Origin of the sequence: Microvirga lupini (genome assembly GCF_014191055.1) — a bacterium.
Lineage (GTDB): Bacteria > Pseudomonadota > Alphaproteobacteria > Rhizobiales > Beijerinckiaceae > Microvirga > Microvirga lupini_A.
Map to the genome: position 1 here is coordinate 48,038 of NZ_JACHWB010000007.1, position 22,700 is coordinate 70,737.

At 64.4% G+C, this 22,700-nt stretch carries 21 protein-coding genes; 8 read left to right on the plus strand and 13 right to left on the minus strand.

Features of this window, described 5'->3' with window-relative positions:
* Nucleotides 1-82: 82 nt before the first annotated feature.
* The 5 genes from FHR70_RS24550 to hisB all read right to left on the minus strand — a co-directional run bounded on the left by FHR70_RS24550 (nucleotide 83) and on the right by hisB (nucleotide 5,682).
* Nucleotides 83-3,037: a hypothetical protein gene (locus FHR70_RS24550; protein WP_183453551.1), complete on the minus strand. Its 2,955-nt coding sequence runs from the start codon at nucleotides 3,035-3,037 to the stop codon at nucleotides 83-85.
* 116 nt (nucleotides 3,038-3,153) lie between these two features.
* Nucleotides 3,154-3,897, minus strand: coding sequence for a 1-(5-phosphoribosyl)-5-[(5-phosphoribosylamino)methylideneamino]imidazole-4-carboxamide isomerase (gene hisA, locus FHR70_RS20105; protein WP_183453553.1), 744 nt, complete (start codon nucleotides 3,895-3,897; stop codon nucleotides 3,154-3,156).
* Nucleotides 3,885-4,535 (minus strand): imidazole glycerol phosphate synthase subunit HisH, encoded by a 651-nt coding sequence (gene hisH / locus FHR70_RS20110; protein WP_183453555.1) that lies wholly within the window; start codon nucleotides 4,533-4,535, stop codon nucleotides 3,885-3,887. The genes hisA and hisH overlap by 13 nt, the downstream gene beginning before the upstream one ends.
* A complete protein-coding gene (locus FHR70_RS20115) occupies nucleotides 4,532-5,020 on the minus strand; it encodes a DUF2628 domain-containing protein (RefSeq protein ID WP_183453557.1) in 489 nt (162 codons plus the stop codon). The genes hisH and FHR70_RS20115 overlap by 4 nt, the downstream gene beginning before the upstream one ends.
* 74 nt (nucleotides 5,021-5,094) lie before the next feature.
* Nucleotides 5,095-5,682, minus strand: coding sequence for an imidazoleglycerol-phosphate dehydratase HisB (hisB, locus tag FHR70_RS20120; protein ID WP_183453757.1), 588 nt, complete (start codon nucleotides 5,680-5,682; stop codon nucleotides 5,095-5,097).
* A gap of 285 nt (nucleotides 5,683-5,967) precedes the next feature.
* Here hisB and hslV point away from each other — a divergent pair, with 285 nt between their 5' ends.
* The 4 genes from hslV (at nucleotide 5,968) to FHR70_RS20140 (ending at nucleotide 9,358) form a co-directional block, all read left to right on the plus strand.
* Entirely contained in the window at nucleotides 5,968-6,495 is a 528-nt protein-coding gene (gene hslV / locus FHR70_RS20125; RefSeq protein ID WP_183453759.1) for an ATP-dependent protease subunit HslV, read from the plus strand.
* A 115-nt stretch (nucleotides 6,496-6,610) separates the two neighbouring features.
* A complete protein-coding gene (gene hslU / locus FHR70_RS20130) occupies nucleotides 6,611-7,921 on the plus strand; it encodes an ATP-dependent protease ATPase subunit HslU (RefSeq protein WP_183453559.1) in 1,311 nt (436 codons plus the stop codon).
* Between the two features lie 147 nt (nucleotides 7,922-8,068).
* Nucleotides 8,069-8,839 (plus strand): endonuclease III domain-containing protein, encoded by a 771-nt coding sequence (locus FHR70_RS20135; RefSeq protein ID WP_183453561.1) that lies wholly within the window; start codon nucleotides 8,069-8,071, stop codon nucleotides 8,837-8,839.
* Between the two features lie 72 nt (nucleotides 8,840-8,911).
* Nucleotides 8,912-9,358 carry a BA14K family protein gene (locus tag FHR70_RS20140; protein ID WP_246408351.1) on the plus strand — a complete coding sequence of 149 codons (447 nt, stop codon included), beginning with the start codon at nucleotides 8,912-8,914 and terminating at the stop codon, nucleotides 9,356-9,358.
* A 60-nt stretch (nucleotides 9,359-9,418) separates the two neighbouring features.
* Here the strand turns inward: FHR70_RS20140 and FHR70_RS20145 are convergent, their stop codons facing one another.
* Nucleotides 9,419-9,769: a RidA family protein gene (locus FHR70_RS20145; protein WP_183453563.1), complete on the minus strand. Its 351-nt coding sequence runs from the start codon at nucleotides 9,767-9,769 to the stop codon at nucleotides 9,419-9,421.
* A gap of 183 nt (nucleotides 9,770-9,952) precedes the next feature.
* Here FHR70_RS20145 and FHR70_RS20150 point away from each other — a divergent pair, with 183 nt between their 5' ends.
* On the plus strand, nucleotides 9,953-10,456 hold the full coding sequence (locus FHR70_RS20150; RefSeq protein ID WP_183453565.1) for a DUF4142 domain-containing protein: 504 nt from the start codon (nucleotides 9,953-9,955) through the stop codon (nucleotides 10,454-10,456).
* A 10-nt stretch (nucleotides 10,457-10,466) separates the two neighbouring features.
* Here the strand turns inward: FHR70_RS20150 and FHR70_RS20155 are convergent, their stop codons facing one another.
* Entirely contained in the window at nucleotides 10,467-11,081 is a 615-nt protein-coding gene (locus FHR70_RS20155) for a pyridoxamine 5'-phosphate oxidase family protein (protein ID WP_183453567.1), read from the minus strand.
* 143 nt (nucleotides 11,082-11,224) lie between these two features.
* Between FHR70_RS20155 and FHR70_RS20160 the strand changes: the two genes are divergently transcribed.
* Together FHR70_RS20160 and FHR70_RS20165 are read left to right on the plus strand one after the other, a co-directional pair.
* Nucleotides 11,225-12,907, plus strand: coding sequence for an adenylate/guanylate cyclase domain-containing protein (locus FHR70_RS20160; protein WP_183453569.1), 1,683 nt, complete (start codon nucleotides 11,225-11,227; stop codon nucleotides 12,905-12,907).
* Nucleotides 12,908-12,977: 70 nt separating this feature from the next.
* Complete coding sequence (locus FHR70_RS20165) at nucleotides 12,978-13,826, plus strand: AraC family transcriptional regulator (protein ID WP_183453571.1); 849 nt, start codon at nucleotides 12,978-12,980, stop codon at nucleotides 13,824-13,826.
* Nucleotides 13,827-14,051: 225 nt separating this feature from the next.
* On the opposite strand, the gene pnp is transcribed toward FHR70_RS20165, so the two are convergent.
* Nucleotides 14,052-16,226, minus strand: a complete 2,175-nt coding sequence (gene pnp, locus FHR70_RS20170) for a polyribonucleotide nucleotidyltransferase (protein ID WP_183453573.1) — start codon at nucleotides 16,224-16,226, stop codon at nucleotides 14,052-14,054.
* A 216-nt stretch (nucleotides 16,227-16,442) separates the two neighbouring features.
* Entirely contained in the window at nucleotides 16,443-16,712 is a 270-nt protein-coding gene (gene rpsO, locus FHR70_RS20175) for a 30S ribosomal protein S15 (protein ID WP_036349523.1), read from the minus strand.
* A gap of 299 nt (nucleotides 16,713-17,011) precedes the next feature.
* Here rpsO and FHR70_RS20180 point away from each other — a divergent pair, with 299 nt between their 5' ends.
* Entirely contained in the window at nucleotides 17,012-17,554 is a 543-nt protein-coding gene (locus FHR70_RS20180) for a ferritin-like domain-containing protein (protein ID WP_183453575.1), read from the plus strand.
* A gap of 110 nt (nucleotides 17,555-17,664) precedes the next feature.
* Here the strand turns inward: FHR70_RS20180 and truB are convergent, their stop codons facing one another.
* The 4 genes from truB to FHR70_RS20200 all read right to left on the minus strand — a co-directional run bounded on the left by truB (nucleotide 17,665) and on the right by FHR70_RS20200 (nucleotide 22,689).
* On the minus strand, nucleotides 17,665-18,585 hold the full coding sequence (gene truB, locus FHR70_RS20185; protein ID WP_183453577.1) for a tRNA pseudouridine(55) synthase TruB: 921 nt from the start codon (nucleotides 18,583-18,585) through the stop codon (nucleotides 17,665-17,667).
* Complete coding sequence (gene rbfA / locus FHR70_RS20190; protein ID WP_183453579.1) at nucleotides 18,585-19,016, minus strand: 30S ribosome-binding factor RbfA; 432 nt, start codon at nucleotides 19,014-19,016, stop codon at nucleotides 18,585-18,587. The genes truB and rbfA overlap by 1 nt, the downstream gene beginning before the upstream one ends.
* 107 nt (nucleotides 19,017-19,123) lie before the next feature.
* Nucleotides 19,124-22,021: a translation initiation factor IF-2 gene (gene infB / locus FHR70_RS20195; protein ID WP_183453581.1), complete on the minus strand. Its 2,898-nt coding sequence runs from the start codon at nucleotides 22,019-22,021 to the stop codon at nucleotides 19,124-19,126.
* Nucleotides 22,018-22,689, minus strand: a complete 672-nt coding sequence (locus tag FHR70_RS20200; protein ID WP_183453583.1) for an RNA-binding protein — start codon at nucleotides 22,687-22,689, stop codon at nucleotides 22,018-22,020. The genes infB and FHR70_RS20200 overlap by 4 nt, the downstream gene beginning before the upstream one ends.
* Nucleotides 22,690-22,700 lie beyond the last annotated feature (11 nt).

A 22,700-nucleotide genomic window follows, 5' to 3' on the forward strand; every position in this document is an offset into this window, starting at 1 on the left:
CAGCAAAAAACAAGAGCCGGTCCAGGGCACATGGAACCGGCTCCCATCAGATGCCAAATTTCTCCGCCGATGTCACCCGGCCTCAGATCACGAAGAATTCTGCGGCCGTCATGGTGAGCTTGAGCTTCTTCTCGAAGGTGGCGATCTGATACGCCGCACCCTTGCCGGAGCCGTCCGCATCGTAGAGCAGGACTTTCTTCTTCGGATCGAAGATCAGGTAGTCGTTCTTGTCCTTCGCCTTGGAGCCGACCGTGAAGAAATCCTTGTTGAGCTTGCCTTTCTTCGTCAGGCTGCCCTTGCCGAGCTTCTTGAACACCGCGTTGTCGAGCAGGATCGTGTCGTCCTTAGTCTTGTAATCCGCGATCCTGTCGAGATTGGCCTTCCAGGATTTCTTGTCGACCTTGGCGGTGAAGACGAAGTCGTCCTTGCCGGCACCGCCGGTCAGTGTGTCGTTGCTCACCCCACCATTGAGCTGATTCTTGCCCGCATTGCCGATGAGGATGTTGGCCTTGGCATTGCCGGTCAGGGTGAGAGCCGTTGCTGCGCCGATCTCCCGCGCCAATAGGTTCTCGACCTCCGAGAGCGCGGCAAGGCTGAAGCTCGTGTCGGTCAGAACCGTGTCGGTTCCGCCACCGATTGCTTCGACGATCACATCGCCGGTTTCCGCCAGATAGGTATCGTCTCCTCCTCCTCCGACCATCGTGTCGGCCCCCGCGCCGCCGGACAGCATGTCGTTGCCGAGATCGCCCGAGAGATGATCCTCGCCCTCGCCGCCCTCCAGGCCATCGTCGCCGCCAGCGCCGATCAGGGTGTCATTGCCAAGGCCTCCGCTGAGCCTGTCGGCGCCCTCGCCGCCGACGAACCTGTCCGCTGCGGCCGTTCCCGTCACGGTCTCCGGATTCACGTCGGTGACCGTGATCGTCAGATCCTGCTCCAGGTCCTTGCCGCCCGCATCCGTCACGCGCACCCTGACCCGGTGGGACGGTGCCTGCTCGAAATCGAGAGTGAGGCCGTTCTTCACCAGGATCGCATCGCCGGAGAGCATGAAGCGTCCGCCTGCGTCATCGAGAAGCTCGAAGGTGAAATCCTCGCCCTCGTCCTCATCGTCGGCCAAGAGCGTGCCCACTCGTATTCCCGGTGCCGAGAACTCACCGATGCGCGCGTTATCGAGCCCGATCGCGGTCGGCGCGGCGTTGGTATATGTGCCCTCGGCATCGGTGATGGACTCGATCCCCTGGCGGAACAACTGCCTGCGTTCGGCCAGCGAGAAGATATCGTCGATGTCGAGGATGACGCTGTCGTTGTTGCTCGCCGCGCCACTCAGAAGGAGCGCCGTCTCCTTGTCGGCAACTCTGACTTGGGTGCCCGACGTTTTCGTCAGGACGATCTCTGAAAAACTCGCGATCGTGAGAGAAGACAAGTCGAAAGAATTTTCACCCACGAGGCGCAGGACATTCGTGCCGCCCCTCCCGCCGACAGCCCAGAGTTCTGAAATCTGGGCATTATCGGCGATGATGGTATCGTCGCCGTCAGAACCCTCGACGATTTCGAATCCTTGGCCGACCGTTAAGTCGTAGGTACCGGCCATGGCCAACTGAAGCGTATCGAAGCCACCTTTTCCGTTGATGGCCGTCAGCCCGGGAAGCCGACCGGCGCTGATGATGATGGTGTCGCTGCCGTCCGATCCTTCAACGACTTCGAATCCTGCAAAGATGGCCGGAGCCGAGAGGTCGATCGTGCCGGCCCCCACCATCAGCAATGTGTCCTCACCTCCGCCCGCATTGAGCACGTCGCCGGCATTGAGTGTGCCCGGCATCGCGTACAGCGTTTCATCGTCATGCGTTCCGGTTGCGGTGTCGACGCTGATGGTCAGGAACTCGCCGGAGGTGCGCTGCTGGTAGATGTCGGCGCCAGCGGCCGATCCGCTCGAGGTGAGAGACGACCACCACGCGGTGACCCAGGAGCCATCCTTCAGCACCGTGACGTCAGGCGCATACTGCCGTCCGGCCTCCGTCGTGTTGACCATGGTCTGGCCGCCGACCTTGTTACCGTTTTCGTCGTAGCGCTGCTGAAGAATGGCGTCTTTGGAGCTATCCACCCCGTCGGCGTTCCATGTCACGATCCAGCCGCCGTCCGGCAGGGCCTGAAGATCCGGGTTGCTGTGAGCACCCGCCTTGGAAACATTGACCTTTTCAATTGTCCCTGCGGTCCCGTCGTATGCGAATTTCTGTTGCTTGACGTTCCAGCGTAATCCTTCGAAATCCGACCAGGCGATCACCCAGCTCCCGTCCTTCAAAACCGTGACCTTGGGAAACTGAAGGCGGGCTCCCCCGATGGTGACGGGATCTCCATGCGCCGTGCCATCTGCTTTGAAGCGCTGGTGAACGATCTTGCCCCCATCCGTGGTGCCGCTTGTCCAAGTGGCGATCCAGCCGCCGTCGGGCAGGCCGGCAGTGTTCACCGAGAGGTGGAAGCCGGGTTCGGTCGTGGCCTGAATTGCGACGGCATTCATCGTCATGGGATTGCCGCCGGGATCGTAGCGCCGCTGATAGATCGTGGTGTCGTTGATGTCTCCCGACAGCCAGCTCACGACCCAGCCGCCCTCGTTCTCGCCATGCAGGGCGGTGACGGTCGGGTAGTCCTGGGATCCAGAAAGCGTACCGGTGACGAAGATCTCGCCATCGACCTTCTGTCCGTTGCCATTATACCGTTGCTGGTAGACGCGCTCGTAGATGGAATCACCATCAGCATCGGACATCCACATCACGACCCAGCCCCCATCGGACAACGCGGTCACCTGAGGGGCTTCCTGATGCCCGTCGACCGTGGTGTTGACCTGGGTCTCAGCACCCACCATGGAGCCGTCGGCCGCGTAGCGCTGCTGGAAGATTCCGTTGCCGTCGCCGTCCTTGTGGGTGTCACGCCAGGTGACGATCCAGCCGCCATTATCGAGGGCGGCGATGCTTTGTTCGAATTGGGTATTGTCCGTCGTCGTGTTGACGCGGATCTCGCCGCCCTGAACCACTTTGAATGCCACGGAAGCCTCCGGTTCGCAACGTTATCTCAGGTATATTTACCCAAATTAACGTCACGAGGGAAGAAGCTTCGCCGTTGACAGGTGGATGTTGATGGGGCGGATCGTCCTGCAGCCTTTTAGGCGTGAATCGATTTCAACAGCGCCAGCGCCTCCTCCGGATCGATGCGTCCGTCATAAAGCGCGCGGCCGGAGATGGCACCGTTGAGGACGGCGCAGTCGGGTTGGGTCAGGCGCTCGATATCGGCCATGGAGGCGAGGCCGCCGGAGGCGATCACCGGGATCGAGACGGCGCGGGCCAACCCTAAGGTCATCGGGAAGTTGAGGCCCTTGAGAATACCGTCACGGGCGATGTCCGTGTAGATGATGGCGGCAACGCCTGCATCCTCGAATCTCCGGCCGAGCTCTTCGGCCGACAGGGTCGAGGTCTGGGCCCAGCCTTCCACGGCGACCAGCCCGTCCTTGGCATCGATGCCGACCGCGATCTTGCCCGGATGGAGGCGGGCGGCCTCGCGCACGAAGGCGGGATCACGCACGGCAGCCGTTCCGATGATCACCCGGGACACGCCCTTGGACAGCCAGCCCTCGACGGTCTTCATGTCGCGGATGCCGCCGCCGAGCTGCACAGGAATGCTCACCCGCTTGAGGATCTCCTCGACGGCCGCCGCATTCATCGGCTTGCCGGCAAAGGCTCCGTCGAGATCGACCACGTGCAGCCACTCGAACCCTTGCGTCTCGAAGGTGGCGGCTTGGTCGGCGGGATCGTCGTTGAACACGGTCGCCTGGTCCATGTCGCCCTGGATGAGGCGGACGCAGCGGCCTTCTTTGAGGTCGATGGCAGGATAAAGGATCACGGGCGCCACCTTAAGAAATTGGCGATGAGCTTGAGGCCGAGCGCCTGGCTCTTTTCGGGATGGAATTGCGCGCCGACGAGGTTGTCGCGCCCGACGATGGCCGTGACCGGCCCGCCGTAATCGGTGGTGGCGACCACGTCATCGGGGTTCGCCGGCGTCAGGGCGTAGGAATGCACGAAGTAGGCGTGCAGTCCGTCCGGTCCTGTCGGAATGCCGTCGAGGAGCGGGTGGGGCTTCGCCACCTCAAGCGTGTTCCAGCCCATATGCGGGATCTTGAGAGACGGATCATTCGGCTCGATGGCCTTCACGTCGCCCTTGATCCAGTCGAGGCCGTAGCTCGTGGTGTGCTCGAGGCCCCGCGTGGCCATGAGCTGCATGCCGACGCAGATGCCGAAGAACGGGCGCTTGTCCTCATGCACGCGCCGCTGCAGCACCTCCACCATGCCGGATACGGAATCGAGGCCGCGGCGGCAATCGGCGAAGGCGCCGACGCCCGGCAGCACGATTCGGTCTGCCTTGGCGACAAGGTTCGGGTCGGACGAGACCGTCACGGCGAGGTCGAGCTCCGCCTCCCGGGCCGCCCGCTCGAAGGCCTTGGCAGCCGAGTGCAGGTTGCCGGACCCGTAATCGATGATGACGACGCTCACCGGGGACGCTCCGCATCGGGGAAGAGGCCGATCACCGGATCGAGCCTCCGAGGGGTGGACAGGACCGGCGACGATGCCGGGCGGGGCAGGGGGGCGGACTTCGCATCGAGCCAGCGGGCGAAGGCCTTGGCCTCCGCTTCGTCCTGGTCGGCGGCCGCGATCGCGTCGACGGCCGAGCGGCCATGACGGGCGAGCGTCCAGCGCCGCAGGCTGTTGGCCTCAAGGCCGATCAGGCTCTGCAGCAGGAGCTGCGCAATGGAGCCGGCGAGCGGATGCACGTCCAGAAGGGCCATGAGGCCGCCGAAGGCGAAGACGACGATCAGCACGGCAAAGCCGGCGAGCCACAGCCGGTGGACGAAGAACCACAGGAAGGTGAAGAAGAAGGCGCCCCAGGAGAAGGCATCCTTCACGAACTCGGATTCATCCAAAGCACTCGGGTCACCCGGCCGCGCATCGCGCGGGAGGTGTAGGGTATAGGTGGTCATGGCGACGTTTCCTCAGGCCTCGTCCGGTGAGGTGACGCTGGCGTGCCCGCCGGACAAGGTGCCTCTTGATCGATTTAGAGCGTACCCTTGGTAGAGGGAACGCGGCCCTCTTCCCTTGGGTCCAGTGCCACGGCCTGACGCAAGGCCCGTGCCAAGCCCTTGAAGCAGCTCTCGGCGATATGGTGGCTGTTCTCGCCGTAAAGCGTCTCCACGTGCAGGGTCAGGCCCGCATTCATGGCGAACGCCTGAAAGAACTCGCGTACCAGCTCGGTGTCGAACACGCCGATCTTTTCCGTCGGGAAGGCGGTCCGGAACACCAGGAAAGGACGGCCCGAGATGTCGAGGGCGATGCGCGTCAAGGTCTCGTCCATCGGCAGATGGATGTCGGCATAGCGCGTGATGCCCTTTTTGTCGCCAAGCGCCTTCAGGATGGCCTGACCGAGCGCGATCCCGGTGTCCTCGGTGGTATGATGCTGGTCCACATGCAGATCGCCGGTCACCTTCACGGAGAGGTCGAAGTGACCGTGTCGGGCGAACAGTTCGAGCATATGGTCGAGGAAGCCGACGCCGGTGGAGATCTCGGCCTTGCCGGTGCCATCGAGGGCAATCGACAGGACGATATCGGTCTCGGCGGTACGACGGCTGACGCTCGCGGAGCGCATCATCACAATCCTTTGCGGAACAAGAGACGGGGCGTTCTAGCACATTGTGCGGAAAAGTGGATCCGGTTTTCCGCAGCCAACAATGTGCTCATAAAAAGCGGAGCATCGGATGGATCCCAAAAGTGCAAATCCACTTTTGGGTCCGATGCTCTAGCAAGCCGCGCGGAGAATTGCCACCCGCGTTGCTTTTGGCCGATCAATGATTAAGTCAGCCGGATAACGGCCCATGGCCGCCCAGTTCTTTCCCGCCGGAGCCCTGCCTTGTCCGAAGACGCCCCCCCCCGCATGCATGCCACCACGATCCTCATGGTCCGAAAGGGCGGCCGCACCGTCATCGGCGGCGACGGGCAGGTGAGCCTTGGCCAGACGGTGGTGAAGGGCAATGCCAAGAAGGTCCGGCGCCTCGCTAAGGGTGGGGTGATCGGGGGCTTTGCGGGATCCACGGCGGACGCCTTCACCCTGTTCGAGCGGCTCGAGGCCAAGCTCGAGCAATATCCCGGCCAGCTCACCCGCGCCTGCGTCGAGCTCACCAAGGATTGGCGCACCGACCGGTATCTTCGCCGCCTGGAAGCCATGATGCTGGTGGCCGACAAGGATGTCGGTCTGCTCCTCTCCGGCGCCGGCGACGTGCTGGAGCCGGAAAACGGCATCATGGCCATCGGCTCCGGCGGCAATTATGCGCTCGCGGCAGCTAGAGCGCTGGCCGAGTACGAGACCGACCCGGAGGCCATCGTGCGCCGCTCGCTCGCCATTGCGGCCGAGATCTGCGTCTACACGAACGCGAACATCGTTATTGAGACATTGGATACCTGATTGCCCGTCATGGCCGGGCTTGTCCCGGCCACCCACGTCTTGAGAACCGCCACGTCACAAGACGTGGATCCCCCGGATCAAGCCCGGGGATGACGCCAAAGAGCCAAGAGATCCCATGACCACCTTTTCTCCCCGCGAAATCGTTTCCGAACTCGACCGCTACATCGTCGGCCAGAACGACGCCAAGCGCGCGGTCGCCATTGCGTTGCGCAACCGGTGGCGCCGGCAGCAGCTCGAAGGCGCCCTGCGCGAGGAGGTGGCGCCCAAGAACATCCTGATGATCGGCCCCACGGGCTGCGGAAAGACCGAGATCTCGCGCCGTCTCGCCAAGCTGGCGAATGCTCCGTTCCTCAAGGTCGAGGCCACCAAGTTCACGGAAGTGGGCTATGTGGGCCGCGACGTGGAGCAGATCGTGCGCGACCTTGTGGAGATCGGCATCGGCCTCGTGAAGGAGGAGCGCCGCCGGCAGGTACAGGCGAAGGCCCATGTGGCCGCAGAGGAGCGCGTGCTCGATGCGCTCGTGGGCACCACCGCGAGTGCTGCGACCCGTGACTCGTTCCGTCGCAAACTGCGCGCCAACGAACTTGATGACAAGGAGATCGAGATCGAGCTGCAATCCGGTGGAGGGCAGGGGATGCCCATGTTCGAGATCCCCGGCATGCCGGGCGCTTCGGTGGGCGCGATCAATCTCTCGGACATGTTCGGAAAAGCGTTTGGCGGACAGCGCAAGACGCGCCGCACCACCGTGCGCGAGGCCTATGAGCCGCTGGTGACGGAAGAAGCCGACAAGATGCTCGACCAGGATGCCATCGTGCAGGAGGCCCTGCGCCAGGTGGAGAACAACGGCATCGTGTTTCTCGACGAGATCGACAAGATCGCCGGCCGCGAGGGCCGTACCGGCGCGGACGTGTCGCGCGAAGGCGTGCAGCGCGATCTGCTGCCCTTGATCGAGGGCACCACGGTGTCGACGAAATACGGGCCGGTGAAGACGGACCACATCCTGTTCATCGCATCCGGCGCCTTCCACGTGTCGAAGCCGTCCGACCTCTTGCCCGAACTGCAGGGCCGCCTGCCGATCCGCGTGGAGCTCTCGCCGCTCACGGTCGAAGATTTCCGGCGCATCCTGACAGAGACGGAAGCGAGCCTCATCAAGCAGTCGGTCGCGCTGATGAAGACAGAAGGCGTCGATCTCGTCTTCACCGACGATGCCATCGACGCGCTGGCTGAAGTGGCCGTGGAGGTGAACAGCACCGTCGAGAACATCGGCGCGCGCCGCCTCCAGACGGTGCTGGAACGGGTGCTCGACGATGTGTCCTACACGGCGCCCGACCGCTCCGGCGAAACGGTGAAGATCGATTCGGCTTACGTGCGCGGCGAGGTGGAATCACTGGCGAAGAACGCGGACCTGAGCCGGTTCATTTTGTAACGCGAAACAACTCCGTCATGGCCGGGCTTGTCCCGGCCATCCACGTCTTGAGAACCGCAGCGCTGCAAAAACGTGGATACCCGGCACAAGGCCAGGCATGACGCCGACGGCATGGAACCACCCCGCTGATTCGCGACTTGCCACGGGATGAATCCGGACCTGCAGGATCTGAAAGCGAAGGCGCTCGTCATCCACGAGCGGCTCTGCGCGATCTATGGCTGTCCGATCCCGTATTTCCACACCCTCGATCCGCTGAGCGAGCTGATCTCCTCGCTGCTGTCGCACCGCACCCGCAACGCGGATTCCGGCCGTGCCTTCAAGGCGCTGCGGGCACGCTTCAGCGATTGGCGCGCGCTGATGCATGCACCGACAGAGGAGGTCGAGGCGACGATCCAGGGCGTGACCTGGCCCGAGCAGAAAGCGCCGCGCCTCCAGGCCGTGCTGCACGCCATCGAGGAGCGGCACGGCAGCCTCTCGCTCGACTTCTTGAAGGACATGCCGGTCGAGGAGGCGCGGGCCTGGCTTGAGAGCATTCCGGGCATTGGTCCGAAGACCAGCGCGGCGGTACTGTCGTTTTCGGTGCTGCGCAAGGCGGCTCTTCCGGTGGACAGCCATCACCACCGGGTGGCCCAGCGCACAGGTCTCATTCCGCAATCGACAGCGGTGGGACCATCCCATGCGGCGCTCGCTGCTCTTCTGCCGCAGGATTGGGACGCGCAGCAGGTTTATGACAACCACGAAGTCATGATGCTGCACGGACAGCGCTGCTGCTTCTTCAAGAATCCGGCCTGCCACCGTTGCGCGATTCTGGATCTCTGTCCGACCGGGCAGGCAAGGGTGGAGGGGAGGCGGGTTTCATCGACCAGACCCGAGACCTCCCCCGATGATCTTCGTTCCTCACGTTCGCGCGAGAGATAATCTAAAATTCCCAAAATGCGGAACGAGATCCGCCTTTTCGCGTTCGCCTCCCGACATTGGAGGAGTGATTCCATGCGTAAGTTCTTCATGGCTGTGGCCGCTACGGCCGCTCTCGGCACCTTCGGTCTTGCTGCTCCGGCCTCTGCCGCCGAGACGCAGACCGCGCCGATCAATGAGCTTGTATCCGCCGTTCAGAACGGCACTGTGAACGCCGACTACGTGCAGTACCGCCGCTATTACCGTGGTGGCCCGCGCTATGTGGAACGCCGCTATTACGGCCCGCGCCGCTATTATGGCGATCGTCGCTACTATCGTCGTGATTACGGCTCGGCTGCGGCTGCCGGCGCGATCGGTCTTGCCACCGGCGCCATCATCGGCGGCGCCATCGCTCAGTCGCAGGCTCAGGCCGCTCCGGTTTATGGCGGCAATCACGCCTACTGCGCACAGCGCTTCAAGTCCTACGATCCGGCTTCGGGCACCTATCTCGGTTACGATGGCATGCGCCATCCCTGCCCATAAGCGCGACGCAGCTTAAGATAAAAGAAGCGGGCCTTTCGGCCCGCTTCTTTTCTGCAGAATTTACTTCGCCGCGATGACGGCGATCTCGACCTTGAAGGCCGGGGTCGCGAGCTTGGCCTCGACGGTGGCGCGGGCCGGCGTGTTGCCGGGAGACACCCAGGCATCCCACACGGCGTTCATCTCCTGGAATGTGCCCATGTCGGTGATCCAGATATTGGCCATCAGGATCTTCGACTTGTCGGTGCCGGCCTCGGCCAGCAGGTTGTCGATGATCGAGAGGATTTCCTTGGTCTGCTCGGTGACGCTCCCGCCGGCGCTCTGGCTGGCAACCTGACCGGCGAGGTAAACCGTGTTCCCGTGAACGACGGCGCCGCTCATGCGCGGGCCGGGCTTGATGCGTTGAATCGTCATGATGTGCCTCTCTTCAGTCGATGAGGCTGCTCTTTTGGCTGCTCCGGGGCGCAGCGTAAAGAGCCCGGCGCAGGCTCCCGTGAATAAGAGGCCTCCTCGGCGGCAGGGAACTGGCTTGCATTGCAACCGTTCCCCAAAATCCTGTGATGCGTAACCAAGCCATCGTTTCGCACGAGGTGCATCATGTCCAAGAGACTGATCGTCAGCCTGGCCGTTGCCGCGGTCCTCGCAGGACCGTCCTACGCTTTAGCGCAGAGCAAGCCGAACGAGGCCTTCCTCAAGAAGGCCATCGAGGGCAATCTCGCAGAGGTGGCCGTGGGCAAGCTGGCCCAGCAGAAGGGCAACAGCGACGGCGTCAAGAATTTCGGACGTCAGCTCGAGACCGACCATTCCGCCGCCAATCAGAAGGCCATGTCGGTTGCGACTTCGGTGAACATGACCCCGCCCACGGGGCCGAACAAGCAGCAGCAGGAGACCTACCAGAAACTCTCCAAGCTCTCGGGCGCCGCCTTCGACCGTGAGTTCATCAAGGACATGGTGGCGGATCACAAGAAGGACGTGGCGGAATACGAAAGGGAAGCCAAACGGCAGAACGATCCCGTTGCGTCCTACGCCAACGAAACTCTTCCGACGTTGAAAAACCACCTGCAAACCGTCGAAACCCTGTCGACGGCGAAGACGCAATAGGGCAGCGCCTTTAGTAGAGCGTCGTCTTCTGCCGCTCGGGCAAGGCCCTGTCATAGGCCTCGCCTCCCGCCTCGTTGTTGGTGATCGCCGCCAGGATCTGACCGGCGCTCGGCAGGCTCTCGCGCGGCACGTGGCGGGCCGGGTTCCACAGTTCCGAGCGCAGGATCGCGCGGGCGCACTGGAAGAACACCGTATCGACAGTGATCGCGATCACGGATTTCGGCACCTTGCCGTCCACGGCAAAACTCTCCAGCAGCGCCGGCTCGACGGAGATCACCGCACGGCCGTTCACCCTTAAGGTCTCGCCGATGCCGGGGATCAGAAAGAGCAGGGCCACGCTCGGGTCCTGCACGATGTTGCGCAGCGAATCGATCCGGTTGTTGCCGCGCCGGTCCGGCAGGAGCAGGGTCTTGTCGTCCCGAATGCGCACGAAGCCCGGCCCGTCGCCCCGGGGCGAGCAGTCGAGCCCCTGCGGCCCGCGCGTGGCGAGTGCTGCGAAGGGCGAGGCCTCGATCAGGGCGCGGTATTCCGGCACGATGCGGTCCGTCTCCTTCAGGAGCGAGGCTTGGCTGACCTCGCCATAGAGGGCTTCGAGCTCGGAGAGGCTGGTGATGGTGTGAGGCATGATTCGGGTTCTGCTTGTGCGGCGCTCAGGAATATACGGTTCGCCGCCTCGGTCCAGCAGCTGTGATTTGACATTGGCGCGTGCGGCTGCACCTGCATAGCTGACCATACGCCTTCTACAGGATCGGGATTCCTCACTCGCCCATGAAGCTATCGCGTACAAAGCAGGCATCCGAGACGGGCTTGCCCGGAGCCCCGATCCCCTGGCGGGAAATCCGGCTGGCCTCAGGGCTGGTGCTCGCGACATTCCTGCTCACCCATTTCAGCAACCATGCCCTGGGGCTTGTCTCCGTGGACGCGATGGAAGCCGGCCGGGCCTGGTTCAACCGCCTGTGGCGCAACCCGGTGGGCACGATTCTCCTCTACGGCTCCCTTCTCCTGCACTTCGGGCTGGCGCTCCAGGCCCTCTACCGCCGCCGCACCCTGCGCATGCCCGTCCGCGAGGCGGCGCAGCTGGCCTTGGGCCTGAGCCTGCCCTTCCTGCTGATCGGTCATGTGACGGGAACCCGCATCGAATGGGCACTGACGGGGCACGATTCCGGCTATCCCGAGGTGGTCAGGAGCCTCTGGCTGTTGAACCCTGGAATCGGAATGCGCCAGGCGATTGCGCTTATCATCGCGTGGCTGCACGGCTGCCTCGGCGTCTATTTCTGGCTGCGTCCGAAGCCCTGGTTTCCCGCTTGGGCGCTCCTTCTCTATACGGGAGCCATCCTGGTTCCCCTTCTGGCCTTGCTCGGCTTTGCGGAAGCCGGCCAGGAGATCGCCGACGCGCCGGAGTTTTTTGCCCTGCGCGTGCCGCCCGCATCCGATCTCCTGCCTCTGATCGGTCCAGCTCTCTATGCCTTCTTCGGTGGTCTTCTGGCCCTGACGATTGCCGGCCGCATCTTGCGCAGCGCCAATCTCTGGTCGCGCCGGGTCCGCATCCGCTATCCCAACGATCAGGTGGTGACCGTGCCGGCCGGGTTCAGCGTGCTGGAGGCGAGCCGCACGGCCGGCATCCCGCACATCTCCGTCTGCGGCGGCCGCGGCCGCTGCTCCACCTGCCGGGTGCGGGTGATTGACGGCCTGGAGCACCAGCCGGCGCCGACGGCCCAGGAGCGGGGTACGCTGGCGCGTATCAAGGCCGGCCCCAATGTGAGGCTCGCCTGCCAGTTCAGGCCGGTGGGCGAGATCGCCGTCGTGCCGATCCTATCGACGGGCCGCAACGGCGTAACCGCCCTGGTGCGCGGCGGCCGGGCCCAGGGGCAGGAGCGGGAGGTGGCGGTGCTGTTCTGCGACCTGCGCGGCTTCACGGGCCTCACCGAAAAGCGCCTGCCCTTCGACACGGTCTTCATTCTCAACCGCTATTTCGAGGCGGTGGGCGAGGCGGTGGAGGATGCGGGCGGCTACATCGACAAGTTCATCGGCGACGGGGTCCTGGCCCTGTTCGGCCTGAGCACGAGCCCGCAGGAGGCGGCCCGCCAAGCGCTCGATGCCGCTTTGCGGATCAAGGCGGGGCTTACCCGCCTCAACGAGGATTACGCCAGCGAGTTCGAGCATCCCCTGCGCATCGCCATGAGCCTCCATGCGGGACCGGCCATCGTCGGCCAGATGGGCTACGGCCAGGCTACCAGCCTCACGGCGGTGGGCGACACCATCAATGCGGCAAGCCGCCTGGAGGGGCTCGCCAAGGAACTCGATGTGGAACTGGTGATCTCCGAGGATCTCGCCACCCGCGCTGGCCTCGACCTCTCAGACCGCAACCGCCAGATCGTCTCGATCCGCGGCCGGGCGGCGCCGTTGGGCAGCTGGATCATCCCGGAGGCAGGAAGCTTGGCGCGGCTGTAGAAGAATCGCAGGATTTGTCAAAGGCATCACGCTTAAGGTTGGATCAACAGCCTTCAGAACGGATGCCTCAATGGAACAAGCCACCGCAGAGAGTTACGCCAGCCGCCTCACCCGCGTTTCCTCCTACATCCACGATCACTTGGACGAGGAGCTCAGCCTCGATGTGCTGGCCGGGATCGCGTGCCTGTCGCCCTATCACTGGCATCGCATCTACCACGCCCATTTCGGCGAGACCGTCGCGGCGACCGTCCGGCGCTTGAGATTGCAACGGGCCGCTGCCCACTTGGCCCATACCAACATGCCGGTCCCGAAAGTGGCGGAACGGGCGGGCTACGACAGCCAGGCCTCGTTCACCCGCGCCTTCAGCGCCGCCTTCGGCCTGCCGCCTGCCACCTATCGCGAGGTCGGCAGCCATTCCGTCTTCAAAGCCCCTAGCCACCAAGAGGTTCACGCCATGTACGATGTCGGCATCACGCATGTTTCCCCGAAAAACCTGATCGCCGTGGAGCATCGCGGCTCCTACATGGCCATTGGCAAGAGCTATGATCTGCTCTTCACGACGCTGGCGCAGCGCGGCCTGATCCGGCCGGATCTCACAATGGTGGGTGTCTATCTCGACGATCCGACGAGCGTTCCGGAAGCCGAGTTGAGATCGCACGCCGCTGTCGCCGTGAATGAACCTGTCTCCGTCGACGGGCCGCTTTTCACGACCCGGATCCGAGGCGGCGATTATGCCGTGCTGAAATACAAGGGACCCTACGGCGACATGCGCGCGGCTTATGACTGGCTCTATGGTCAGTGGCTTCCCGCGTCGGGACGCGACGTCGCCGACGCGCCGGTCTTCGAGGAGTATCTCAACAGCCCGCGCGACACGCCGCCGACCGAGCTGCGGACGGATATCTACCTGCCGTTGAAGTGAAACTCTCCTGTGATGCTGGTCATACACTCAGCCTCATCCTGAGGAGCCTGCGGAGCAGGCGTCTCGAAGGAGGCTCCAGAATGCGCTGGAGACGCCCTGACCCTTCGAGACGGTCACTGAAGTGACCTCCTCAGGATGAGGGCTCAGGTTTGTGCCAGTCTTTGAGACAATAAAAAGGCGCGGCCGGAGCCGCGCCTTCTGTTCTTCCGTCAGGCTTAACGCCAGTTACTCGCCGGCCTGCTTCTGCTGGTCGCGCTGGGCGCGTTCCGCATCGCGTTCGGCCTTGAGCTGCTCTGTGATGTCCTCACCGGTCTCCTGGTTGACCACCTTCATGGAGAGACGGACCTTGCCGCGCTCGTCCATGCCGAGGAACTTCACCTTCACCTTGTCGCCTTCCTTGACCACGTCGGTGACCTTGCCGACGCGGTTCTTGGCGAGCTCCGAGATGTGCACGAGGCCGTCGCGCGAACCGAAGAAGTTCACGAAGGCGCCGAACTCCATCACCTTCACAACCGTGCCCTCGTAGATCGTGTTGATCTCGGGCTCGGCCACGATGGAGCGGATCCAGTTGTAGGCCGCCTTGATCGACTTGCCGTCGGCCGACGCGATCTTGATGAGGCCGTCGTCGTTGATGTCGATCTTCGCGCCGGTCTTCTCCACGATCTCGCGGATGACCTTGCCGCCCGAACCGATGACTTCGCGGATCTTGTCGACCGGGATCTGCATGGTCTCGATGCGCGGGGCATGCTCGCCGAGCTCGGCGCGCGGCGCGGTCAGCGCCTTGTTCATCTCGGCGAGGATGTGCGTGCGGCCGGCCTGAGCCTGGTCCAGCGCCACGCGCATGATCTCTTCCGTGATGCCGGCGATCTTGATGTCCATCTGGAGCGAGGTGATGCCCTGCTCCGTTCCGGCCACCTTGAAGTCCATGTCGCCGAGGTGATCCTCGTCGCCGAGGATGTCGGACAGAACCGCGAAGCGCTCACCCTCGAGGATGAGGCCCATGGCGATGCCCGCCACCGGACGGCGCAGCGGCACGCCCGCATCCATCAGGGCGAGCGAGGCGCCGCAGACGGAGGCCATGGACGAGGAGCCGTTGGACTCGGTGATCTCGCTGACGACGCGGATCGTGTAAGGGAACTCGTGAGAGGCCGGCAGCATCGGGTGGATGGCGCGCCAGGCGAGCTTGCCGTGGCCGATTTCGCGGCGGCCGGGCGATCCCATGCGGCCCGTCTCACCGACGGAATAGGGCGGGAAGTTGTAGTGCAGCAGGAAGGTTTCCTTGCGGGTGCCCTCCAGCTCGTCGATGAACTGCTCGTCCTCGCCGGTGCCGAGCGTGGTCACGACCAGCGCCTGGGTCTCACCGCGGGTGAACACGGCCGAGCCGTGAGTGCGCGGCAGGACGCCCACTTCCGACTGGATCGGACGGACCGTCTTGAGGTCGCGGCCGTCGATGCGCGAGCCGGTGTCGAGGATGTTCCAGCGCACGACCTTGGCCTGGGCTTCCTTGAAGACCGCCTTGACCTTCTCGGGGTCGAACTTCGGCTCGCCGTCGGCGGGAAGAAGCTCGGCCATCACCTTCGCCTTCACGGCGTCGACGGCGGCGTAGCGGTCCTGCTTCTTGGTGATCTTGTAGGCTTCGCGCAGGTCTGTCTCGGCGATGGCGAGAACGGCCTTCTCCACCTCGGACACGTCGGCCGGCTGGTAGTCGCGCGGCTCCTTGGCGGCCTTCTCGGCAAGGCGGATGATCGCCTCGATCACCGGCTGGAAGTGCTTGTGGCCGAACATCACGGCGCCGAGCATCACGTCTTCCGCCAGTTCCTTGGCCTCGGACTCGACCATCAGAACGGCGTCGGCCGTGCCGGCGACCACGAGGTCGAGGGAGGTCTGGTCCATCTCCTGCAGCGGCGGGTTCAGCTTGTACTGACCGCCGATGTAGCCGACGCGGGCGGCGCCCACGGGACCCATGAAGGGCACGCCCGAGAGGGTGAGGGCAGCCGAAGCGGCAACCATGCCGACGATGTCAGGATCGTTCTCGAGATCGTGCGAGAGCACGGTCACGACAACCTGGGTGTCGTTCTTGTAGCCCTCGACGAAGAGGGGGCGGATCGGGCGGTCGATGAGGCGGGAGACGAGGGTCTCCTTCTCGGTTGGACGGCCTTCACGCTTGAAATAGCCGCCCGGGATGCGGCCGGCGGCGTAGGTGCGCTCCTGGTAGTTCACCGTGAGCGGGAAGAAATCGAAACCGGGCTTCGGCTCCTTGGCCGACACGACGGTGGCAAGAACGGTGGTCTCACCGTAGGTGGCGACGACGGCGCCGTCGGCCTGGCGGGCCATCTTGCCCGTTTCGAGCACGAGCTTGCGGCCGGCCCAGATCAGTTCTTCGCGTTGAATATCGAACATGCTTTTTCGTCTTTCATGACAGCAGGAGCGGGGGCTCGATGCCATGAGCAAGACGGCAAGAAGCTCGTGCCGGCGGGCAAGCCCACCTCATAAGCTCCTTGCGATCCTGCCATGGTCATCGCGTCGGCCGTCTCCTCAGAGGACACCGGGACTTGATCGTCGACCGGTGTAGAAACCGTCCGGAGCCGGGCTCCGGACGGAAGTCGTTTGAAAAGCTTAGCGGCGGATGCCGAGCTTCTCGATCAGCGTGCGGTAGCGGCTCTCGTCCTTCTTCTTCAGGTAGTCGAGAAGCGAACGGCGCGACGACACCATCTTCAGGAGGCCACGACGGGAGTGGTTGTCCTTGTTGTGGCTCTTGAAGTGACCGGTCAGGTTGTTGATCCGCTCGGTCAGAATGGCAACCTGCACCTCGGGGGAGCCGGTATCGCCAGCCTTCTGGGCGAATTCCTTTACAAGCGCGTTCTTGCGCTCAGCCGTAATCGACATCGTGTGTCCTTTCAGGTTGGTTTTATAAGGAGACCTTGGCCTTCAGGGCTTCGGTCCGGGGCATCCGGAAGGGCCGGGCCGGGATGTCGTCCAGCGCGGTCCGAACTCGGACGCGTCTTTCAGGGCTAAAAGCCTGCCAAAAGATGGCGCACCATACACGAAATGCGCCCGAGTGCCAGAAAAATCGTTTTTCTCAAGCGGGGCAATAAGATGCGCCGATTTGGGCCATTCCCTGGCGGAACAAGTCTTTCAGGTCACGGTTGGTGAACGAGACACCCCCAACACAGGAAACCGATATCATGACTGCCACCACAGGCATGGCCGATTTGACGTCCTCGGAAGACATCCGGAACATCTTCATCACCGGGCTGGAAAACGCCCACGCCCTCGAGAAGCAGGCCATTCAGCTCATGGAGCGGCAGGTCGAGCGGTTCGAAAACTATCCGGAGATGTCCGACCTCCTGCGCCGGCACATCGTCGAAACGGAAGGCCAGATCCGCCGCCTCGACGAGGCTCTGCACAGCTTCGGGGCGGACCGCTCGATCTTGAAGGACATGGCCACCCAGTTCATGGCCAACCTGGCGGCGGCCGGTCATATGCCGATGGCCGATGAGGTTCTCAAGAACACCTTCGCCAACCATGCCTTCGAGAATTTCGAGATCGCATCCTACAAGTCGCTGATCGCCATGGCCGAGGCGTCCGGGAACCAGAAGTTCATCCCGGCCCTCCAGGAGAGCCTGCGCGAAGAGGAAAAGACCGCTCAGGCGGTCTACGACATGATCGTGCCGATCACCCAGAAGTTCCTGATGCGCTCGGCGCAGGGGCTGAAGGCCGACCGGTAAGGTTTGCATTCCTCTGACGTCATGGCCGGGCTTGTCCCGGCCATCCACGTTTTGGAAGGCTAAAGACGTGGATCCCCGGACTTGTTCCGGGGATGATAGGTGAGGGTATGCTAAGCCCCTAGATTGAACACCCGGTGCGGCACCAATTCGCCGCGCTCCACGTCGCCTACGGCGATGAGCACGCCGTTGCAGGTGGCGTACACCTTCCCCGAGAGCGGCGCCTCGCGGCCGCGCAGGATGATCGACTGGCCGCGCATGAGGCGCCCGGCCATGTCGCGGCTCACCGCGATGGATGGGATTTCGCTGAGCGCCGCCTCCACCGGGCGCAGGGCCGCCGGATCGGTGGCGACGTCGTCGACCGTGACGGCGTCGTGCTCCGTGAACGGGCCGACGCGGGTCCGCCGGAGCGCCGCGATATGGCCGAGACAGCCGAGCGCCCGGCCGAGATCGCGGGCGATGGCCCGGACATAGGTGCCCTTGCCGCAATCGGCCTCGATGATCGAGCGGTTGCCGTCATGATGCACGAGGGCAAGGCGGTCGATCTCAACGGTGCGCGGCTGCAGCTCCACCACCTCCCCGTCACGCGCTAGGTCATAAGCGCGCTCGCCGGCGATCTTGATGGCGGAAAAGCGCGGCGGCACCTGCTGGATCGACCCGGTGAAGCGCGGAAGGAAGTCTTCGATGTCCGACGGATCGGGCAGCCTGTCCGTGCGCTCGACAACCTCGCCCTCAGTATCGTCCGTGGTGGTCTCCGCCCCCCAGGCGACGGTGAACACGTAGGATTTGCGACCGTCCATGACGAAGGGCACGGTCTTGGTGGCTTCGCCGAGCGCAATCGGCAGGATGCCGGAGGCGAGCGGATCGAGGGTGCCGGCGTGTCCGGCCTTCTTGGCCGAGAGGCCGCGCTTGACCACCGCCACCGCATGGGTCGAGGTCATGCCGACGCCCTTGTCGAGAATGATCCATCCGTTGACGTCGCGCTTCTTCGGTCGGTCCCCATGGGGCCTCCGCTGCGGGCGTTCCTCGCTCATCACTCTTGCTCGTTGTCGTCGTCGGAAAGGTCGGGGCCGGATCGGCCCGTGTCGCGGGCCACACGCTCGGTGCGCAGGAGCGCGTCGATGCGGGCGGCCTCGTCGAAGCTCTCGTCGCGGCGGAAGCGCAGGTCGGGGGCGAATTTCAGGTTCACCCGGCGGGCGACCTCCTGGCGCAGCAGCTTCTTGTTCTTCTCCAGAGCTTTCAGCACCGCGTCCTCATCCTTGCCGCCGAGCGGCATGATGTAGGCGGTAGCGAGCTTGAGATCCGGCGACATGCGCACTTCCGGAATCGTGATAACGTTCCTCGTCAGCACATCGTCCTGCAGGTCGCCGCGGGAGAGAACTTCTGCGAGTGCATGGCGGACAAGCTCGGCCACGCGCTGCTGGCGCTGGGAGGGTCCAGTGGTTTGTTCGAAACGTTTGGCCATTGTTATATCTCCGGGGTTGGACCGGATCGTTCAAAAGGGGTCATGGCCGGGAGCGACCCGGCCATGACATTGAAGAGAGATTGCGGTGGGGCGAAGACGGAGGCTGCTTACAGCGACCGCTTCACCTCTTCCACGCGGTAGCACTCGATGAGGTCGCCGACGCGCATGTCCTGGTAGTTCTCGAAGGACATACCGCATTCCTGACCCGAGGTGACCTCGCGGGCATCGTCCTTGAAGCGCTTGAGCTGCGAGAGCTTGCCCTCGTGGATCACAACGTTGTCGCGGATCAGGCGGACATGGGCGCCGCGCTGGACCACGCCGTCGAGGACGCGGCAGCCGGCGATCTTGCCGACCTTCGACACGTTGAACACCTCGAGGATCTGCGCCTCGCCGAGCCGCTCCTCGCGGAGCGTCGGAGCCAGCAGTCCGGACATCGCCGCCTTCACGTCATCCACGAGGTCGTAGATGATGTTGTAGTAGCGGATCTCGATGCCGGCACGCTCGGCCGCCTCGCGCGCTTCCTTGTGGGCACGCACATTGAAGGCCAGGATGATGGCGCCCGAGGCTTCCGCCAGGGTGACGTCCGATTCCGAGATGCCGCCGACGCCGGCCTGGACGATACGGGCGGCCACTTCCTCGTTGCCGACCTTCTCAAGAGCACCGACGATCGCTTCCGCCGAGCCCTGCACGTCCGCGCGAACCACGAGCGGGAATTCCTTGCGGCCCGCTCCGGCCTTGAGGTCGTGCATCATGTCGGCGAGCGTGCGCCCGGCCGAACCCATGCGGGCCGCCTGACGCTCGCGCTTCTGGCGGGTGCGGTATTCGGTGACCTCGCGGGCGCGGGCCTCCGACTCGACCACCGCCACGCGGTCGCCGGCCTCGGGCGTGCCGTTGAAGCCCAGAACCTCGACCGGGACGGAGGGACCTGCCTCCTTCACGTTGGCACCGAGATCGTTGATCAGGGCACGCACGCGACCCCACTCGGCGCCGGCCACGACGATGTCGCCGGTGCGCAGCGTTCCGCGCTGCACGAGCACGGTGGCCACGGGCCCCCGTCCGCGATCGAGCTTGGCCTCGATGACGGTTCCTTCCGCCGAGCGCTCGGCATTGGCCTTGAGCTCGAGAATTTCCGCCTGCAGCTGGAGACCTTCGAGAAGGGTCTCGAGACCGTCGCCTGTCTTGGCCGAGACCTCGAACTCGAGGGTCTCGCCGCCCATGGACTCGACCACGATGGAGTGCTGCAGCAGCTCGGTTCGCACCCGCTGCGGGTTCGCGTCGGGCTTGTCGATCTTGTTGATCGCCACGATCAGGGGCACGCCGGCCGCCTGCGCGTGATTGATCGCCTCGACGGTCTGCGGCATGACGCCGTCATCGGCCGCCACCACCAGCACCACGATGTCCGTCACCTTGGCGCCGCGGGCGCGCATGGCCGTGAAGGCCGCGTGACCCGGCGTGTCGATGAAGGTGATCTTGCCGCCGAGCGGCGAGGTCACCTGATAGGCGCCGATATGCTGCGTGATGCCGCCGGCTTCGCCGGACACCACGTTGGTCTTGCGGATCGCGTCGAGCAGCGAGGTCTTGCCGTGGTCGACGTGGCCCATGATGGTCACGACCGGCGGACGGGTGACGAGGTTCTCGTCCACGTCCGGGGTGTCGAACAGGCCTTCCTCGACGTCCGACTCCGCAACGCGCTTCACCGTGTGGCCGAGTTCTTCCGCCACGAGCTGCGCGGTATCGGCATCGATCACGTCGGTGATCTTGTGCATCTGTCCCTGCTTCATCAGGAACTTGATCACGTCCACGGCGCGCTCCGACATGCGGTTGGCGAGCTCCTGGATGGTGATCGTCTCCGGAATCGTCACCTCGCGGGCGATCTTTTCCTTCTGTTCCACCTGGCGGTGGCCCATAAGCCGCTGATTGCGGCGCCGGAAGGCGGCGAGCGAGCGGGTGCGCTCCTCTTCGCCCGAGGTCGCGTTGGCGAGCGTCAGACGTCCACGGCGCTTCTCCTCGCCGGGAGCAGCCTTGGGAGTCTTCGGCAGGGCTGCGGGCTTCGCGGCAACGCCGGGACGACGGATGGTGCGTGCACCCTCCTCGTCATCCACCAGGGCAGCGCGGGCGGCCATGGGAGGAGCCGTGCGGGCATGGGGCTTCGCCGTTTCCGGATCGGGTACGACCGGGGCGGCAGGGCGGGCCATATGGTTGAGGCTCGGCGGACGGCCACCCGTGGTGCCGACGCCGGGACGGCTGAAACCACCCGGACGGGGACCATCAGAACGCGGGCCGCTGGGGCGCGGACCGTCGGAACGAGCGCCGGCGGGACGCGGCCCATCCGTGCGGGGACGATCCGGGCGCGGACCCTCGAAGCGGCCACCTTCCTGGCGCGGAGCACCGGTGCGGGCTGCGGGAGCGGCGCCCTGAGCGGAACGCGGAGCCTCCTCGCCGAGACGGCGGCGGGCTTCGTCCTCGGCGCGGCGCTTGCGCTCCTCGTCCTGACGGCGGCGCTCGTCCTCCTCGCGCTTGCGGGCTTCGGCGGCTTCGCGCTCCTGGGCCTCGGCGGCCTCGCGCTCGGCGCGGCGGGCTGCCTCTTCGGCCTGTCTCTTGCGGTCTTCCTCGTCGCGGCGGCGCGCGTCGACGAGCGCGTTCATGCGCGCATCGCGCTCCTGCTCGGAGAGCGTCTGCAGCACCATGCCGCCAGACCGGGGGGTGTTCGGAGCGGACCGCTGCGGGCGGCCACCCTGGGCGGGCGCAGCCGGCTTCGGCGTTGGAGCCGCAGGCTTGGGCGCAGCCGCGGGGGCCGCTGCCTGTTGTGGCGCGGGCCTGCTGTCTTCCTTGGCCCCGGCAGGGCCAACGGCAGGGCGACGCTTGACCGTCTCCACCACGACCGACTTGGAACGGCCATGGGAGAAGCTTTGGCGCACCGTGCCTTGCTCGACGGGTCGCTTCAGAGACAGCGTCTTGGACGACACGTGAAGAGTCTTGTCGCCCTGGTTTTTCGTATCAGTCATTCCGCCTCAGTTCCTGCGGGTTTCATAATCGTGGGTTCGCCGGTCTCGTCGCCGAGGCCAGTTTGATCGGCGCCGATGCCGCGAAAGACGCGGTAACGTTGCCAGCGGTTCAGAAAGCCGTCGCTCCCAGCGCCCGCGACGAGGGCAGCATGTATCACATGTGACCGGCCTAATGCCAAATCCAATTCGTCATTCGACAATTCTTGGATGACCGGAAAGCTAGATATTGCCTCGCCGAGGCGTTTTCGCAACTGGTTCGCCAATTTTCTTCGCCCATCTTCGGCCGCCTCTGCGGCATGAATAAGGGCAACGATGGGCTTATCCGTGATCGCCGACTCGACTTTGTGGAAGCCGGTGATCACCGATCCGGCCTTGTTGGCGAGCGACAGGCCCTGGCGAAGGTCGTCCCGGAGAAGACGTTCGATATCCTGCGCCAGGGTCTCCGGCACCCTCGCGTCGGTCTTGAATGCGCGGGAGAAGAGGCGACGTTTGGCCGCCTCTTCCACCATGTCGTAGCGAGCCGTGACCCAGGCCCCCCGGCCCGGCAGCTTGTTCCTAAGATCGGGCACGACCTGCTGGTCGGGCCCGAGGACAAAGCGGATCAGTCCCGCGGGGCTGTTCGCCTCGCGGGTGACGATGCAGGTGCGCTCCGGTTCATGCCGCGGCACGGGTGCTGACC

What these genes read in the sequence shown, in the direction of transcription:
- FHR70_RS20115 (WP_183453557.1), bottom strand. Translation starts at nt 5,020, where the DNA reads ATGACCACCTATACCCTACACCTCCCGCGCGATGCGCGGCCGGGTGAC.
- hisB (WP_183453757.1), bottom strand. Translation starts at nt 5,682, where the DNA reads ATGCGCTCCGCGAGCGTCAGCCGTCGTACCGCCGAGACCGATATCGTC.
- hslV (WP_183453759.1), top strand. Translation starts at nt 5,968, where the DNA reads ATGCATGCCACCACGATCCTCATGGTCCGAAAGGGCGGCCGCACCGTC.
- hslU (WP_183453559.1), top strand. Translation starts at nt 6,611, where the DNA reads ATGACCACCTTTTCTCCCCGCGAAATCGTTTCCGAACTCGACCGCTAC.
- FHR70_RS20135 (WP_183453561.1), top strand. Translation starts at nt 8,069, where the DNA reads ATGAATCCGGACCTGCAGGATCTGAAAGCGAAGGCGCTCGTCATCCAC.
- FHR70_RS20140 (WP_246408351.1), top strand. Translation starts at nt 8,912, where the DNA reads ATGCGTAAGTTCTTCATGGCTGTGGCCGCTACGGCCGCTCTCGGCACC.
- FHR70_RS20145 (WP_183453563.1), bottom strand. Translation starts at nt 9,769, where the DNA reads ATGACGATTCAACGCATCAAGCCCGGCCCGCGCATGAGCGGCGCCGTC.
- FHR70_RS20150 (WP_183453565.1), top strand. Translation starts at nt 9,953, where the DNA reads ATGTCCAAGAGACTGATCGTCAGCCTGGCCGTTGCCGCGGTCCTCGCA.
- FHR70_RS20155 (WP_183453567.1), bottom strand. Translation starts at nt 11,081, where the DNA reads ATGCCTCACACCATCACCAGCCTCTCCGAGCTCGAAGCCCTCTATGGC.
- FHR70_RS20160 (WP_183453569.1), top strand. Translation starts at nt 11,225, where the DNA reads ATGAAGCTATCGCGTACAAAGCAGGCATCCGAGACGGGCTTGCCCGGA.
- FHR70_RS20165 (WP_183453571.1), top strand. Translation starts at nt 12,978, where the DNA reads ATGGAACAAGCCACCGCAGAGAGTTACGCCAGCCGCCTCACCCGCGTT.
- pnp (WP_183453573.1), bottom strand. Translation starts at nt 16,226, where the DNA reads ATGTTCGATATTCAACGCGAAGAACTGATCTGGGCCGGCCGCAAGCTC.
- rpsO (WP_036349523.1), bottom strand. Translation starts at nt 16,712, where the DNA reads ATGTCGATTACGGCTGAGCGCAAGAACGCGCTTGTAAAGGAATTCGCC.
- FHR70_RS20180 (WP_183453575.1), top strand. Translation starts at nt 17,012, where the DNA reads ATGACTGCCACCACAGGCATGGCCGATTTGACGTCCTCGGAAGACATC.
- truB (WP_183453577.1), bottom strand. Translation starts at nt 18,585, where the DNA reads ATGAGCGAGGAACGCCCGCAGCGGAGGCCCCATGGGGACCGACCGAAG.
- rbfA (WP_183453579.1), bottom strand. Translation starts at nt 19,016, where the DNA reads ATGGCCAAACGTTTCGAACAAACCACTGGACCCTCCCAGCGCCAGCAG.
- infB (WP_183453581.1), bottom strand. Translation starts at nt 22,021, where the DNA reads ATGACTGATACGAAAAACCAGGGCGACAAGACTCTTCACGTGTCGTCC.